This is a genomic window from Streptomyces sp. NPDC050610 (genome assembly GCF_040654875.1).
Taxonomy (GTDB): Bacteria; Actinomycetota; Actinomycetes; order Streptomycetales; family Streptomycetaceae; genus Streptomyces.
This window is the reverse complement of record NZ_JBFAIV010000069.1, coordinates 1-14,021: the sequence shown is the minus strand read 5'-3', so window position 1 is coordinate 14,021 and position 14,021 is coordinate 1. Positions and strand designations below refer to the sequence as shown.

Genomic DNA, 14,021 nt, shown 5'->3' with positions numbered 1-14,021 from the left:
AGGTGTCCGTGAGCAATTGCGCGTACCGGTTGCCGATGTATTCCCAGAAATTCACTGGGCCGCTCCCTCGACCGAGACGCACCCCGCACCCACCCACCCACCCCCAATACCGCCCCACGCGGCAGCCCCGTAGTTCCCCATGCGGCATGGAAAGAACAACTAGCCCTGCGGGACGTCCTTCACGAACACAACGCCGTCGATGGTTGCCAAGTGGGCCGCGTCGAGCGAGGCGTAGCCGAACCAGGGGGATTGGCGGGGTGCGGGGTGCGGGTCTCCCAGAGCGGAGGAGAGTTCCCGGGCGTTGATGAGGCCGAGGTTCTCCGGGTGCGCGTACAGGAGCCCTTCGAGGGTGTCCGGCGGCGGGGTGTCCACCCCTTGATGCCGGATGGTGCCGAGGGCCGTGGCCACGAAGGCGTACTCCTCGCCGAGGCGAGCGCTCACCAGCGCGCCGGCGCTCCACCACTCCACCGGCCCCTGCCACATCCGCATCGTGCTCTTCTCCCGTTGCAGGTGTGAGTTTTGGGCGTGGACGAGCGTCGGGGACCGTTCGGCGAGAGCGCGGAGGTTGGCGGCCATCATCGAGTCCCGCAGCGCGCACAGCCGGGTCATGCGGACCGGTGAGTCGTCGGCCATCCAGTAGTGGTAGCGCAGCAGGCCGGCGGCGGTACGCGCGTACAGGCGGGCCCGGTCCAAGGCGTCCCGCGTGGTCGCCGTGGCCAGGTGTGGCAGTTGCGTGTCGAGCAGTGCCGTCAGGTCGTCGGCGAGCACCCGTAGCCGGCTGACCTCGGGCGACTGCCCCACGGACTGGGACGGGTCCATCATCGCGGCCTGATCGGTCCACCGGTCGTCGGCGCCGAGCAGGCGGTCGAGCGTTTCCGCGGTGCAGGGGAGCAGGTCCGCGTCCACCTGGGCGGCGAGGTAGTCGTGCAGCGCGGTGAGGGCCTGGCGAGGGCTCGCGGCCGCAGTGATCTCCAACGGGCCGTCGAATCCGGTGAAGTGGACCCGGTCGGAGGCGGGCCGGCCGTCGTTGTACGCCCGTATCCAGCGCACGAGTTCGCGATTGGCGGCGGACGCGCCGAAGCCGTGGCTGAACCCGTGCTCCATGACCTCGTCGAGAGTGCCGACTCCTGCGGTGACGTAGTCGTCCACGAGCAGGCCCGCCATGCAGTCGCTCTCGATCGCGATCGTGCGGTAGCCCTCCTGCTGGACGAGCTGCTGGAACAGTTCGTTGCGCACGTCGAGCAGAGTGTCCTCGCCGTGGGTGGGCTCGCCCAGGGCGAGCATTCGGGGCCGGGCCGGGAGGAGCCTCATGACGGTGACTGCCTCGACGGGATGGATGGCGATGTCCTTCATGTCAGTGGCCATGCCTTCAACGGTATCGTTGAACCTTCGGTGGAGACTTTCCCGCGATACGGACGGTGCCATGGGGCGAAACCTTCAAAAGGGCGTACGGCTCAGGCCAGTTGACCTGGCGCGCGAGCACGGTCTGTCGACGCAGGCGATCAGGAACTACGAGGAGGACGGCATCCTTCCGGCCGCCGGTCGCACGGCCAGCGGCTACCGCACCTACACCCCGCTGCACGCGGAGGCTCTGCGCGCGTTCCTCGCCTTGCTGCCCGGCCACGGCCATCCGACGTCGACGTCGATCATGCAGGCGGTGAACCAAGGCGCGCTCGACGCGGCGTTCCGCCTCATCGACGAGAGCCACGCCCAACTCCTCGACGACCGACGGACTCTGGAGGCGGTGGAAAGTGCCCTCCGCGACCTGGAATCCGGCGCGGACGCGGGCGGGGCGGCCGAAGCCTCTGGTCGAGGGACGGCCGAAGTCTCCGGGCGCGGGACGGCCGAAGCCTCCGGCCGCAGGGCATCCGGAGTCTCCGGGCACCGGACAGCCGAAGTTCCCGGCCACGGCGGCACGTTCATCGGCCCGCTGGCGGAGACGCTCGGGATACGTCCTGCGACGCTGCGCAAATGGGAACGCGCCGGACTGGTACGCCCGCGACGCGACCCGCTGACCGGTTACCGCGTCTACGACGAGGCCGACGTACGGGACGCCCGGCTGGCCCACCAGCTCAGGCGGGGCGGCTACCTGCTGGAGCAGATCGCCCCACTGATCGCCCAGGTGCGGGCGGCGGGCGGGCTGGAGCCGTTGGAGGGCGCACTGCGCGACTGGCACGGCCGGCTGGCCGCCCGCGCGCGGGCGATGCTGGCCGGGGCCGCCGGGCTGGAGGCGTACCTCCGCATGCGTGAGCCCGGGGCGTGATCCGCACCGGGGATGGCCATCTTCTGATGCGTACCTCCGCGCGCGCGAGGCCGGGGCCTGAGGTGGTCGGCCCCGGCACCCCTAACCGTTCGGGGCCAGCCCCCGCAGCGCCCGCGCCGAGGGCGATCCCGGGTCGGCCGTGATCAGGACGATTTCCTGGTCGTCCTCGGGGACGAGGAGAACGTCGCAGTTCAGCCGGAGCCTGCCCGCCGTCGGGTGGTCGAGGGCCTTGACGCGGTGACCGGGGGCGTGCACCGGACGGGTCTCCCAGAGCTGGTGGAACTCCGCGCTGCCGGCGTGTAGTTCGTCCAGCAGGGCGGTGAGTCGCGGATCGTACGGATAGCGGTCGGCGGCCCGGCGCAGCCGTGCCACCACGATGCTCCCGAACTCCTCGACGCTGGAACTCTCGTGCAGCCGCCCCTCACCCAGGAACCGGCGGCGGGCCAGATTCGCCGTCCCCCGCCCGAGGTCGCCACCCAGCAGGGCCTGGGCCAGCGGGTTCCAGGCGATGACGCCGTACGTCGCGTCGGTGACGATCGCGCCGGTCTCCGGCAGCCGCCACAGCATGCGGGCCACGTGCGGGCGAACGTTCCGTACGGCTCCGGCGGCGGGCGGCGGCGCGCTCGTTCCGGCGAGGCGGAAGAGATGGCTGCGTTCGGCCGGCGTCAGGCGCAGGGCCTGGGCCAGCGCCTCCAGGATGCGCGGTGAGGGGCGCGGGCCGCGGGCCTGCTCAAGCCGTACGTAGTAGTCGACCGACATGTGGGCCAGCTCCGCCACTTCCTCGCGGCGCAGGCCAGGGGTCCGGCGCGGGGTGTCGGAGGGCAGGCCGAGCTCGTACGGGCGCAGGGCCGCGCGGCGCTCCCGTAGGAAGCGTGCCAGTTCTTGCCGCGGCATGGCCTCTCCTCCCGCTGCCTATCTACCTGCCTACCTGACCTACCCACCTGTCTGACCTGCCAACTTGTCTGGCGTGCCTGGCCTTCCTGGCCTACTGGCTTACCTGACCTGCCTGCCGGCCTGGTACAGGTTGTCCCTGGCAGAGGGGGCGGTGGCCAGGGGACCGTGAGTGTCATGAACGATCGCACAGCACTCGTCACGGGTGCCAACAAAGGCATTGGCAAGCGGATCGCCCGCCTTCTCGCCGCGGAGGGCTTCGTCGTGTACGTCGGCTCCCGCGACGCCGAGCGCGGCCGGCGGGCCGTCGAGGAGATCGGCGACGGCGCGCGGCCGCTCGTCCTCGACGTGACGGACCCGGACAGCGTGGCCGCGGCGGCCGGGCATGTGGACGGTCTGTCGTCCTGCCTGGACGTACTGGTCAACAACGCGGGCATCGCACCCTCGTCCGCGCCGCCGACGGAAACCGGTGCCGACGAGCTTCGGCGTACGTACGAGACCAATGTCTTCGGAGTCGTCACGGTGACCAATGCCTTCCTGCCCGCCCTGCGCCGCTCCCCGAGCCCCCGGATCGTCAACGTCTCCAGCGGGACCGGGTCGCTGGCCTGGAGTACGGGCCCGAACCCGCAGTTCGCGCACGGGAGCGGCGGGGCGGCGGCGTACCGGTCGTCGAAGGCCGCGCTCAACGCCCTCACAGTCCTGTACGCCAACACGCTGGCCGGGGAAGGTTTCAAGGTCAACGCGCTCGCCCCCGGTCTGCGGTCCACTGAACTCAACTCCCGCGCGGCCGCCTCGGACGGGGACCCGGCGGAGGCCGCCCGAGGGGCCGTACGGCTGGCACTGCTGCCGGAGGACGGGCCGACCGGTGAGTTCTTCTCCTGGGATGGAACGCCGGTGCCGTGGTGACGGATGGTGCAGCGGCGTCGGTTGCGCGGCTGCGCGGCTGGCCGAGTGGTCGGCTGATCGACCGACCGGCTGACTGGCTGACCAAACCGGATGCTCGGCGGGGAACGGTTACGTAATATGCGCTACTGATATGTAGCTATTACGCATTGCCGATGTCACTGCTGTGGCTGATGGCGGGGGTGGGCTTGATGAACGCCGGGACGAACGCGGAGATAGTCCGGACTTGGGTGGCCGGTTGGGCCGTGTCCCGAAGGACGCCGCCGCCGGTCGAGAAGCCCTGGGGGCTCTACATCGAGGTCGCGGGCAACCCGCGGGAAGTGGGTCGCCATGTCCTGCCCGAGGCCGACGGATCGCTGATCCGCAGCGCGGCCGCCTCGGTGAGCACGCCTCGGACCTGGATGAAGATGCCGGCGGAGCCGGAGGAGATCGAGCCCTGGCTGCCTGCCGGCTGGGTGGTGGCCTACGAGGAGACCGGCCATCTGATGGCGACCGACCTCGTGGCCACGAACCCGGCCGAGCCCGACGGGTACACGACTGTCGTGGAGACCCGCGGCTCCGTCATCTACGTGCGTGTCCTGGACGCGACGGGGGAGCCGGCGGCCAGGGGGCAGATCGCGCTGGCGGGGGAGGCCGCGATCGCGGACCAGGTGGAGACCTGGGAAGCCCATCGGCGGCGGGGGCTGGGCCAGTTCGTGATGCGTACGCTCGCCGATCAGGCGGTGCGCGAGGGCGCCGGCCTCGGCGTACTCGCGGCGACGGACGCGGGGCGCGCGCTGTACGAGTCGTTGGGGTGGAAGAAGCACGCGCCGGTGGGGGAGTGCATTTACCGGCCTTGAGGTGTGCCGGGTACGGCAGGGAGCGCCCTCATGTCCTCACACCTTCACGTACTCACGCCTTCATGCTGAGGGTGGAGTGTATGGATGAGCAGGTCCGGCGCAGCAGTACGGGTAGTTCGCCCGGAGCGCAGTCGGGCAACCATTCGTCGAGAGTGCAGCGCCAGGCGGCCACGAAGAACTCGATGAGGAGCCGCAGTTCGAGACGGCCCTGTTCCTGGTCTTGGGTCCTGACCCCTGTCCTGTCCGTCGCGTCGGTGCGTGATCTCAGCCTGAACTTCGACACAGTGCCGCAGGGAGCACCCGTCGAGAGCGGGCGAGTCGGCGATCAGTCGGTGTGCGAGCGGGAAGCGCCGGTACCAGTCCTCGTCCATGCGCTCCAGCGTGGTCAGCATGGTGGTGAGGAAGACTCGGCCAGCGGCCCGGACTTCTCGATGCCGTCCAGGACTTCGAGGTAGGCGTCCCAGAGCTGCCGTCACCCTCGGCGAGGCGGATCGGGCCGAACTGCGGGCCGTACCCGCCGCCCGGCTCGGCACCGCACCGCACCGCGCTGAAGGAGGCCGACTCCGGGGCGCTGAGCACCATTCCCGTGGCCGGACTCAGCGCGTTGCACGCGCTGCGCCGGGTGGGTTCGCTGTTCGGTCGCCGGGTGATGGTCACCGGGGCGTCCGGCGGCGTCGGCCGGTACGCCATCCAACTGGCCGCCCACGCGGGCGCGCACGTAGTCGTCATCAGCCGGAACCCCGCCCAGGCGGGCAGCCTGCGAGCCCTGGGCGCCCACGAGGTCCACCCCGAACCGGCCGCCGTGCGGGAGCCCGTGGCGGTCGTTGTCGACAATGTCGGCGGGCCGCATCTCGTCGACGCCTTCGCCGCCCTGTCGGCCGGCGGCACCCTCGTCGGCGTGGGGGCGTGGGCCGCTCCTCCGAGGTCGACTCGGTGCTGTCACCGGACGCGATGCTGGGCACCGGCGGACGGCACGACCGGTCGATCCGCACCTTCTTCCTCTTCGGCGACCCCGCCACCGACTCCTCCACGGACCTGGCCTGGCTGGCCGGTGAGGTCACCGAGGGCCGCCTTGACCCGGGCATCAGATGGCGCGGCCCTTGGACTCGTCACTCGGAGGCGGTACAGGCTCTGCTCGGCCGTCGCCTTCACGGCAAGGCCGTCCTCGATCCTGTGTAGCGGGGGTGGGCTGCCGTTGTCGGAAGCGCGGTCCTCGGGGGGCCTCTGGGGAAGGGGAAAGTTACGGCTCTGACCTTGCGGGTTCAAGGCTGTTGGGGAGGGGGCTGCCGGGTAGGGCGGTATTGGGGGTGGGTGGGTGCGGGTTTCGTCTCGGGCCTGCGGCCCAAGGCGCCAGCAGCGGCGGGGGAGGGGGCCGGGCTGCTCTCGGTTCGCTGCCTGCGGGCGAGGTTTGTGGCTGGGGTCAGGGAGGCTCGCTGCGCTTTGCGGCTGGCTGCTGCCGCGATGGGGGCGTGGCGGGGTTGTCGGCTGCGGGTGGTCTTGGGTCTGGGGCCTGTGATCACTGCCGGGTGGGGCGGTATTGGGGGTGGGCAGGTGCAGGTTTCGTCTCGGGTTGAAGTTTCCCCTTGATCATGGACACCTGGAGACTGGGACCTGAGGTTCCAGAGGAAGTAGTGCCAGGTGGGAAGCAAGTACACGAAGCGGTACTCCGAGGAGTACAAGCGCGACGCGATCGAGCTCGTGCGGTCCTCGGGGCGGACGGTCACCGACATCGCCCGCGAGCTCGGGGTCAGTTCGGAGAGTCTGCGGGGGTGGGTCAAGAAGGCCCGGTCCGCCGAGGCCGCACCGGCTGTGGAGCACAGTGCGGACGCTCGGGACGAGGAGCTGAAACGCCTCCGGAAGCTCACCGTGGAGCAGGCGAAGACGATTGAAATCCTAAAAAAAGCGACAGCTTTCTTCGCGAAGGAGAGCGATCGGTGAGCGATGTATACCGGTTCATCCACGCGGAGAAGGCGCACTTCACGATCGTTCTGCTGTGCCGGGTGATGAAGACGGCCCGTTCCGCGTACTACGCCTGGGCCGCAGGCATCGCGGCCCGCGAGGTGCGGCGCCGGGCGGACGAGGCCTTGGCCCACGAGATCACCGTCATCCACCTTGCGTCCAGGGGCACATACGGCGTGCCGCGTGTCACGGCCGAGTTGCGGCGCCAGGGTCGGCTGGTCAACCGCAAGCGTGTCGAGCGCGTCATGCGCGAGCATCGAATCGCCGGCCACACCCGGCGCACCGGCCGCCGCAGCCTGACCCGGCAGAACCCCAAGGCCGCCCCGGCTCCCGACCTGATCGGCCGCGACTTCCACGCCGACCGGCCCGGCACGAAGGTCGTCGGGGATATCACCTGCATCCCCACCGCCGAGGGCGGGCTCTACCTCGCCTCGTGGCTGGACCTGGCCACGCGCGAGATCATCGGCTACTCGATGGCCGATCACCACCGCGCCGACCTGGTCGTCGACGCCCTCGACATGGCCGCGAACCTCGGCCGCCTCCAACCGCGCTGCGTCATCCACTCGGACCGCGGATCGGAATACACCTCTACTCAACTCCACGACAAAATAAGAGAGTTGAACGGCCGGCAGAGCATGGGCCGGACCGGGATCTGTTACGACAACGCCGCGGCGGAGAGTTTCCGGGCAGTCCTCAAAGAGGAGATCGGAACCCGCTTCTGGCCCGACCGGGCAACCGCCCGAGCCGAGATCTTCACCTTCATCGAGACCTTCTACAACCGCAGCAGACTGCGCAAGCACATCCACTGGGGCTACCTCACGCCCCACGAGACACGCCTGCGCTACCAACAAGACCAAGGCCTCGCTGCGTAACACGGACGTGTCCAGGATCACGGGGAAACTTCAGGTCCTTCGGACCCAAGGCGCTGGCGGCGGGAGGGGAGGGGGCCGGGCCGCTGTCGGTCTGCTGACTGCGGCCCGGGATTGTGGCTGGGGTCAGGGAAGGCTCGCTGCGCTTTGCCGCTGGTTGCTGCCGCGATGGGGCGTGGCGAGTTCGTCGGGTGTGGGTGGTCTTGGGCCGGGGCCTGTGATCGCTGCGGCGTGGGGCGGCATTGTGCTCGGTTGGGTGCGGGTTTCGTCTCGGGCCCTTCGGACCCAAGGCGCTAGCAGCGGCGGGGGAGGGGGCCGGGCTGGTCGCGGTTCGCTGTCTGCGGGCGAGGTTTGTGGCTGGGGTCAGGGAAGGCTCGCTGCGCTTTGCGGCTGGTTGCTGCCGCGAAGTGGCCATGGTGAGTTGGCCGGGTGCGGGTGTGGGGGCGGTTCGGGCCTGTGATCCACGGCAGTGGGGAGTGGGATGCGGCGCGCTGCGCTGCGCCTTGGGGTGGTGGGTGTTCGGGGGTGGTTTCCGCTTGTTGGGCGGGGCCTCTGGGTGCGGGAACCCTCTTCTGACGGCCAACGTGCCCGATATGCCCAGCCTGTGAAGTTGATTGGGCAACAGACCGGACGTACCGTCCGATTCCATGCCCGATAAGGCGCTTTTGTCGGATGGAAACTCCGACCTGTTGGCCATTCAACCTTCCAGGCCGGGCATATCGGGCACGTGGGCGTTGGAAGAGGGTTTCCACACCCCAGCCCCCCGCCCTACGTGCGGAAACCCTCCTCGGACAGCAACCCCGCCCAGGCGCAGCGCAGCGCGCCGCACTCCCCTCCTCGCTGCCGTGGATCACAGGCCCGAACTCCATATCCACCCGCACCCGAAGAACCCACCACCACCCCATCGCGGCAGCAACCAGCGGTGAAGCGCAGCGAGCCTCCCTGACCCCAACCACGAACCCCGCCCGCAGGCCGCGAGCCGACAGCGGCCCGGCCCCCTCCCCTCCCGCTGGTGGCGCTTTGGGCCCGGAGGGTCCGAGACGATGCGCGCACTTGCCCACCAGCAATGCCGCCCCACCTAGCAGTGATCACAGGCCCCAGATTCAAGACCGCCCGCAGCCGACCAACCCGCCCCAGCCCCATCGCGGCAGCGGCCAGCCGCAAAGCGCAGCGAGCCTCTCTGACCTCAGCCCCGAACACGGCGACGGGCAGCGAACCGGGACCAGCCCCGCCCCCGCCCCCTCCCCCGCCGCTGCTGGCGCCTTGGGCCGCAGGCCCGAGACGAAAGCCGCACCCGACCGAGCACAATGCCGCCCCACTCGGCGGGGCAGCGTTCGCGGAAATCCGTTTCGGGGGGGTGTTGCGGCGCCTCTACTGTGGCGCGGTGATGACTGAGGTGATCGTTCTCAACGGTGGTTCCAGCTCGGGGAAGTCCGGGATCGCCTGGTGCCTTCAGGCGGTCTTGCCGGATTCGTGGCTGGCTCTGGGGACCGACACGCTGGTTGAGGCGATGCCCGCGTCCATGCAGGCGTCGGATGCGGGGATCGAGTTCGCCGCAGATGGAGGGGTGATCGTCGGGGCGGAGTTCCGGACGCTGGAGGCGGCATGGATCGAGGGGGTCGCCGCGATGGCCCGCGCGGGTGCCCGGGTCATCGTCGATGAGGTCTTTCTCGGCGGAGCGGAAGCGCAGCAGCGTTGGCTGGGGGCTTTGCGCGATCTGCGGGTGCTGTGGGTCGGTGTCCGGTGTGATAGTGCAGTTGCCGCAGGCCGTGAGGTCGCACGAGGCAATCGGGTCGTCGGGATGGCCGCGTCCCAGGCGGATGTGGTCCACCAGGGCGTGGTCTATGACCTGGAGGTGGACACCACGCATGCCGAGTCGATGGAGTGCGCACGTACCATCGCCGCACATGTCAGGTGATCGACAGAAGCCGGTGCCTGCCTGCTGACGCCCTTTCGGTTCGATTCGATCAGGCTGGTCCGTAGATGGCACTGTCAGCCCCGTTGATCAGTGCCCAGTAGCGGTCGCCGTAAGACCAGTGCCACCACTCGGTGGGGTAGTTGACGAACCCGGCGCCGCCCATGGTTCGGGCCAGGACGTCGCGGTTGCGACGTGCTTGGTCTGATAGCCCCGGGGCGTCCAGCGGGCAGTACTTCTCGTCTCCGGACCGGTGGCCGTTCACGGCGCCTCCCATGTCCAGTTCGACGCCATCGGCATTGACGAGCGTCAGGTCGAGGGCCGCGCCGGCGCAGTGCGGTGCCACCTCGACCGGGGAGACGAAGGCGCTGGCCTGGCGCCGCAGGTCGGCGGGGTCGAGGACGCCGGAGCGGCGTAGGCGGTCCTCGTAGCGGGCGAACCGCTGCGCCTGCTCGGCGCTGCTGCGATGCCCTTCTATGACGAGGAACTTGACGCCGTCGGGGAGCATCTCCGATGCCGAGCGCAAACGCTCAAGCACGCCGGTCCGGACCCGGCCGTATGCCCCTGCCTCGTCTCGTTCCCGGGGGGCCAGCTCAATCTCCGGGACCGAGGCGATCTCCGCGAGAGGTTCACCGCAGTCCTGCACCGGGATATTGAGCACCTTGGGGTCACTCAGCAAGATCATGGGCCCTGAGCCTATGCATTGCGGGTCCGCGACGTATCCCGCGCGACGTGCCGTCGTCACCACCAGCCTTCGGCCGTCGATGAGAGGAAGCGGCCGCGAACCGCCAGCCGCCTGCGGCCTCCTACGCAGAGGCCGAGGAGAGCGCACGGTAGATGCCCATGGCGGCAGGGGGCAGTACAAGGCCGCACGGGTTCTTCGTCTTCACACCCGAAGGGCCCGTGCGGCCGGCATCACGTCGCAACCAATGCGCTTGGCAGTCGACCGGTCAGGTCAGCTCCGCTGCGAGCAGGTCCATGAGCAGCCCGTCCTGCCAGCGGCCGGTTCGGTGGTCGCGCCCGTACGCCCGCATGATCCCCACGGGTTTGAACCCGACCTTGCTGTAACTGCGGATCGCAGCGGTGTTGGTCGCAGCGGGATCGATGGTCAGCCGGTGGTGACCGCGTTCGTGCAGCAGCCACCGGGCCATCGTGCGTACCGCGTCGGTACCGAGTCCCTTCCCGTGGTGTCGCGCCGTCAGGAAGATGTCCATGCCGGCGTGACGGAACTCGGGGTCGGTCTCTTCCTCGAACTGGACCGCTCCGATGACCTCGCCCTCGAAGACGACCGCGAGCATGCCCTCGAAGTCCTCCGGAGGCGACCACCACGCCGCGACTTCCGGCTCCCGCACGATTCTGCCGAGAACCTCCGCGTCGCCGCCGATCGCCGGCCACAGTACAACCTTGTCCCCGTGCATCTCTATGCCCTTTGCCATTGGCTCCGAGCCTCACTGGTGGTGATCGAAGGCGCCCGTGCGGATGGCGCGCACGAAGGTTCGCAGCTCAGCGCGGGTCACGGTGACGACCGTTTCGGGCTCGTCGCCCTCACGGAGGTGGAGGCCGGAGGGGGACGTGGCGAGTTCTACGCAGTTGGCCTGGTTCTCGCTGAACGTGGACTTCTGCCAGTGGAGGGGAGGCATGACCGCTCTTTCTAGAGTGTGTAGAGGACGTACTGAATGAGACCCAGCGAGTCCCGCGAGTCGTGTGCGGCCGGAGCGATGCTGGTGTCTACGGGCGGGAGAGCCGCCGCGCGGAGCCGGTCGAACTGTCTCCGGTACTTGGCGATCGAGTCGTCGTCATGGAGATAGAGAGACCCGGAGGGAGTCTCAGTGAGGACCGTATCCAACGCCTTGCCGTGGGACGTGAGCATGAAGAACGGCGTGCTCAAGGTCGATACCCCCTCGGTGGTGAAGGGAAGCACCTGGATGGTGATGCGCGGGTTCTCCGCGAGCTCGATAAGGCGAAGCAACTGTTTGCGTATGACCGCTGTACCGCCGAACCGCATGTGCAGCGCTGCCTCATGGACTACGGCGTGAACCTCTGCTGGGGGTTGCCCCGTGAGGATTGCCTGACGCTCCATGCGGAAGCGGACTGCTGAGTCGATGGCCTCTTGCGAGGTGATTTCATCGTCAGCGTTGAAGATGGAGCGGGTGTAGTCCTCCGTCTGGAAGAGGCCAGGGATGAACAGTGACTCGTATGAGCGCAGGCCCTCTGCGCTGGCCTCCAGTTCGGCCAAGTCGAGAGCAGCGGGGGACAGTTTGCCCTTGTATCCGCTCCACCACCCCTTGCCCTTGCTCTCTGACAGGCGCACCAGTGCATCGACGTAAGTTGAACTAGTGCACCCGTACGTCTGGCAAAGTGCCCGCAGTCGCTCCGTAGAGATGGCGGTGTGGCCCCGCTCGACGTGGGTGAGGTGCACCCGCCCCATGTTGATGGACGCTCCACCGTCGCTGACCGTTAGGCCCGCACGTTCCCGCAACTTCCGGAGCTCTGCGCCGAGTCGGCGTTGCCGTTCGGTGGTGGTTGTCCGCAGCGCCAAAGTTCTCTCCTCCGGGTGTGTGTCACAGTGTGCCGCTGCGTGGCGACGCGGTCCACTGAACCCGTCATTCAGGTTGAACATGTGGGCCTATATCCAATACGGTGAGTGCCGTGACGCTCACGCAGTGATGCCGGAAGCGTCTCAGTCGACATGCCCTCGCGGGAAGCGCGGCGCACCGCACCCCCCCCACTGCGAAACGCCATGGAGGCGTCTCATGGGCGTATGTACCGAACCACCGCTCACTCACAGCGTGTTCACCCCCAGCACCCCCACCGCCCCCAAGATCTGCCGCGACTTCGTGCGCAGTGTGCTCGCCGCCTCCGGGCTTGATCACCTCGCCGAAGTGGCGGTGCTCTGTACGTCGGAGCTGGTGACCAATGTGCATCAGCACGCCAAGGGCGACGTCCTCCTCGTGGCCGCCGTCGAGCCCGCGCACGTACGGATCGAGGTGCGTGACGACGGACCCGGGCTTGTCCGGCTTCCCGCTCCCCGGCGGGCGGAGAGCGGCGATACGCACGGGCGCGGGCTTTTCCTCGTCTACGCGATGGCCGACCTGTGCGGGGTGACGGCCGCCGCCGTCGGCGGGGGGAAGGGGGTGTGGTTTCAGCTCAACGTCGTTACGGGATGAAGTCCTTGTCGGGTGCCCGTACTTTGACCCCTGGTGGCAGGCCTTCGAGGGCGTATCGGGTGGGTACGTGGCCGAGTAGGTAGAGGACCGCGAGCTGTGGGCAGAGGCGGGCCATCTGGCCGACCGTTTCGGGTGAGAATCGGTCCTGTTCGAGCCTGAGTGTTCGGATGGATGGCAAGACGAGGCCGGACGGAAGGATGTCCAGGTTATTCGGGGCGACGCGGAGGTCGGACAGGTGCGGCAGTGCGCCGAGCTCCGCCCAGTCGTCGGGCGTCTGAGGGCTGCTGTACGGCCCGAGATGGAGTTCGGTGAGGCCGGGCCATCGTCGGCTAAGGCCGCGCAGGCCGCCCGTTAGTCTGGTGGCGCGGGTGAGGTGCAGGCAGCGTAGCGGCGCTTCGCCCGGTAGGTCCTCCAACCGCCAAGCGGCCTGCGGCGGGAGCGTCAAATCGAGGACGCGGGATGACGGCGGCAGCCGTCGGATGCGGCTGCCGCGCGTGAGGTTGATCAGTCTGACGGTCGTCAGCGGCAGCGCTCCGATTCCCGAGAGGTCGCTCAGTTCCGGGCAGTCCTCGATTCTGATGGAGCGCAGCTCCGTCTGGCCGACGAGGAAGGAGAGGTCGGTAAGGAGTGTGTTCTTGTGGATTGCGATGTGAGTGAGGGCAGCGTCGTATGCGTACGCGGTCAGCGCCTCGGCGGACACGTTGCCGAGGACGCCCAGCATGGGGCGCGTGCCGAGGTTCCGTAGCGCATGCAGCTGTTCATCCGACCGTACGGTGAAGAACAGGCTGTCGGGTCCTAGACAGGCGATGACCTCTTCCGCGTACCGGTCTGTGTCGAAGGCGGGCCAGGAAGCGATCAGTAGGGTTTGGACCGTCTCGGACTTGTGCCGCGTGAAGCGTGCCAGGAAGGGGATCGCCCGTTCGGATCGCACTTGGCGGGCGGTGAAGACGATGTTTTCGGCTGTCTGCTCGTCGAGCCCCTCTGGGCCGGGCAGCAGATCAAGGACGATCGGGCCCGCCGAAGCCAGGGCGGTAGCGTCGTCGATGTTCTTCGGCGGGATGAGGGTGGCCGTGCGCCGCTCGACCTCCGCCCGTACGGCCGGGTCAAGCTCGGCCGCGTACTCAGAGGCCGTATTCATATCGCTCATCGAGCTTGCGGATCGAACGGGGGTCTGGTTCGTGTGATCTGTGGGAGGTCGGTGCATGAGGACAGGGT

General features: G+C 68.7%; 14 protein-coding genes and 2 pseudogenes. 9 read left to right on the top strand and 7 right to left on the bottom strand.

Annotation, left to right across the window (positions count from 1 at the left end):
- Positions 1-159: 159 nt before the first annotated feature.
- Complete coding sequence (locus AB0I22_RS38825; RefSeq protein ID WP_363135756.1) at positions 160-1,365, bottom strand: erythromycin esterase family protein; 1,206 nt, start codon at positions 1,363-1,365, stop codon at positions 160-162.
- A gap of 58 nt (positions 1,366-1,423) precedes the next feature.
- Here AB0I22_RS38825 and AB0I22_RS38820 point away from each other — a divergent pair, with 58 nt between their 5' ends.
- Entirely contained in the window at positions 1,424-2,263 is an 840-nt protein-coding gene (locus AB0I22_RS38820) for a MerR family transcriptional regulator (RefSeq protein ID WP_363135755.1), read from the top strand.
- An 81-nt stretch (positions 2,264-2,344) separates the two neighbouring features.
- Here the strand turns inward: AB0I22_RS38820 and AB0I22_RS38815 are convergent, their stop codons facing one another.
- Entirely contained in the window at positions 2,345-3,157 is an 813-nt protein-coding gene (locus AB0I22_RS38815; protein WP_363135754.1) for a helix-turn-helix transcriptional regulator, read from the bottom strand.
- A gap of 174 nt (positions 3,158-3,331) precedes the next feature.
- On the opposite strand from AB0I22_RS38815, the gene AB0I22_RS38810 reads away from it, so the two are divergent.
- From AB0I22_RS38810 to cpt, 7 genes and pseudogenes are all read left to right on the top strand, one after another.
- Complete coding sequence (locus AB0I22_RS38810) at positions 3,332-4,060, top strand: SDR family oxidoreductase (RefSeq protein ID WP_363135753.1); 729 nt, start codon at positions 3,332-3,334, stop codon at positions 4,058-4,060.
- Between the two features lie 152 nt (positions 4,061-4,212).
- Positions 4,213-4,896 carry a GNAT family N-acetyltransferase gene (locus AB0I22_RS38805; RefSeq protein WP_363135752.1) on the top strand — a complete coding sequence of 228 codons (684 nt, stop codon included), beginning with the start codon at positions 4,213-4,215 and terminating at the stop codon, positions 4,894-4,896.
- Between the two features lie 649 nt (positions 4,897-5,545).
- A pseudogene (locus AB0I22_RS38800) lies at positions 5,546-5,752 on the top strand (zinc-binding dehydrogenase); the annotation flags it as partial.
- A 50-nt stretch (positions 5,753-5,802) separates the two neighbouring features.
- Entirely contained in the window at positions 5,803-6,075 is a 273-nt protein-coding gene (locus AB0I22_RS38795) for a hypothetical protein (protein ID WP_363135751.1), read from the top strand.
- 459 nt (positions 6,076-6,534) lie between these two features.
- Entirely contained in the window at positions 6,535-6,834 is a 300-nt protein-coding gene (locus AB0I22_RS38790; protein ID WP_363135750.1) for a transposase, read from the top strand.
- Entirely contained in the window at positions 6,831-7,727 is an 897-nt protein-coding gene (locus AB0I22_RS38785; protein WP_363135749.1) for an IS3 family transposase, read from the top strand. The genes AB0I22_RS38790 and AB0I22_RS38785 overlap by 4 nt, the downstream gene beginning before the upstream one ends.
- A 1,384-nt stretch (positions 7,728-9,111) precedes the next feature.
- Positions 9,112-9,642: a chloramphenicol phosphotransferase CPT gene (gene cpt, locus AB0I22_RS38780; protein ID WP_363135748.1), complete on the top strand. Its 531-nt coding sequence runs from the start codon at positions 9,112-9,114 to the stop codon at positions 9,640-9,642.
- Between the two features lie 49 nt (positions 9,643-9,691).
- On the opposite strand, the gene AB0I22_RS38775 is transcribed toward cpt, so the two are convergent.
- The 4 genes from AB0I22_RS38775 to AB0I22_RS38760 form a co-directional block, all read right to left on the bottom strand.
- Positions 9,692-10,324 (bottom strand): M15 family metallopeptidase, encoded by a 633-nt coding sequence (locus tag AB0I22_RS38775; RefSeq protein ID WP_363135747.1) that lies wholly within the window; start codon positions 10,322-10,324, stop codon positions 9,692-9,694.
- Between the two features lie 265 nt (positions 10,325-10,589).
- A complete protein-coding gene (gene aac(6'), locus AB0I22_RS38770; RefSeq protein ID WP_363135757.1) occupies positions 10,590-11,063 on the bottom strand; it encodes an aminoglycoside 6'-N-acetyltransferase in 474 nt (157 codons plus the stop codon).
- 24 nt (positions 11,064-11,087) lie between these two features.
- Positions 11,088-11,279 (bottom strand): DUF397 domain-containing protein, encoded by a 192-nt coding sequence (locus AB0I22_RS38765; protein WP_363135746.1) that lies wholly within the window; start codon positions 11,277-11,279, stop codon positions 11,088-11,090.
- Positions 11,280-11,290: 11 nt separating this feature from the next.
- Complete coding sequence (locus AB0I22_RS38760) at positions 11,291-12,178, bottom strand: helix-turn-helix transcriptional regulator (protein ID WP_363135745.1); 888 nt, start codon at positions 12,176-12,178, stop codon at positions 11,291-11,293.
- 214 nt (positions 12,179-12,392) lie between these two features.
- Here AB0I22_RS38760 and AB0I22_RS38755 point away from each other — a divergent pair, with 214 nt between their 5' ends.
- Positions 12,393-12,806, top strand: a complete 414-nt coding sequence (locus tag AB0I22_RS38755) for an ATP-binding protein (RefSeq protein ID WP_363135744.1) — start codon at positions 12,393-12,395, stop codon at positions 12,804-12,806.
- On the opposite strand, the pseudogene AB0I22_RS38750 reads toward AB0I22_RS38755, so the two are convergent.
- A pseudogene (locus AB0I22_RS38750) lies at positions 12,796-14,021 on the bottom strand (hypothetical protein); the annotation flags it as partial. The gene AB0I22_RS38755 and the pseudogene AB0I22_RS38750 overlap by 11 nt on opposite strands.

Coding starts and splice junctions, on each gene's coding strand:
- cpt (WP_363135748.1), top strand. CDS start 9,112: ATGACTGAGGTGATCGTTCTCAACGGTGGTTCCAGCTCGGGGAAGTCC.
- AB0I22_RS38820 (WP_363135755.1), top strand. CDS start 1,424: ATGGGGCGAAACCTTCAAAAGGGCGTACGGCTCAGGCCAGTTGACCTG.
- AB0I22_RS38755 (WP_363135744.1), top strand. CDS start 12,393: ATGGGCGTATGTACCGAACCACCGCTCACTCACAGCGTGTTCACCCCC.
- AB0I22_RS38810 (WP_363135753.1), top strand. CDS start 3,332: ATGAACGATCGCACAGCACTCGTCACGGGTGCCAACAAAGGCATTGGC.
- AB0I22_RS38775 (WP_363135747.1), bottom strand. CDS start 10,324: ATGATCTTGCTGAGTGACCCCAAGGTGCTCAATATCCCGGTGCAGGAC.
- AB0I22_RS38825 (WP_363135756.1), bottom strand. CDS start 1,365: ATGGCCACTGACATGAAGGACATCGCCATCCATCCCGTCGAGGCAGTC.
- AB0I22_RS38815 (WP_363135754.1), bottom strand. CDS start 3,157: ATGCCGCGGCAAGAACTGGCACGCTTCCTACGGGAGCGCCGCGCGGCC.
- AB0I22_RS38805 (WP_363135752.1), top strand. CDS start 4,213: ATGTCACTGCTGTGGCTGATGGCGGGGGTGGGCTTGATGAACGCCGGG.
- AB0I22_RS38765 (WP_363135746.1), bottom strand. CDS start 11,279: ATGCCTCCCCTCCACTGGCAGAAGTCCACGTTCAGCGAGAACCAGGCC.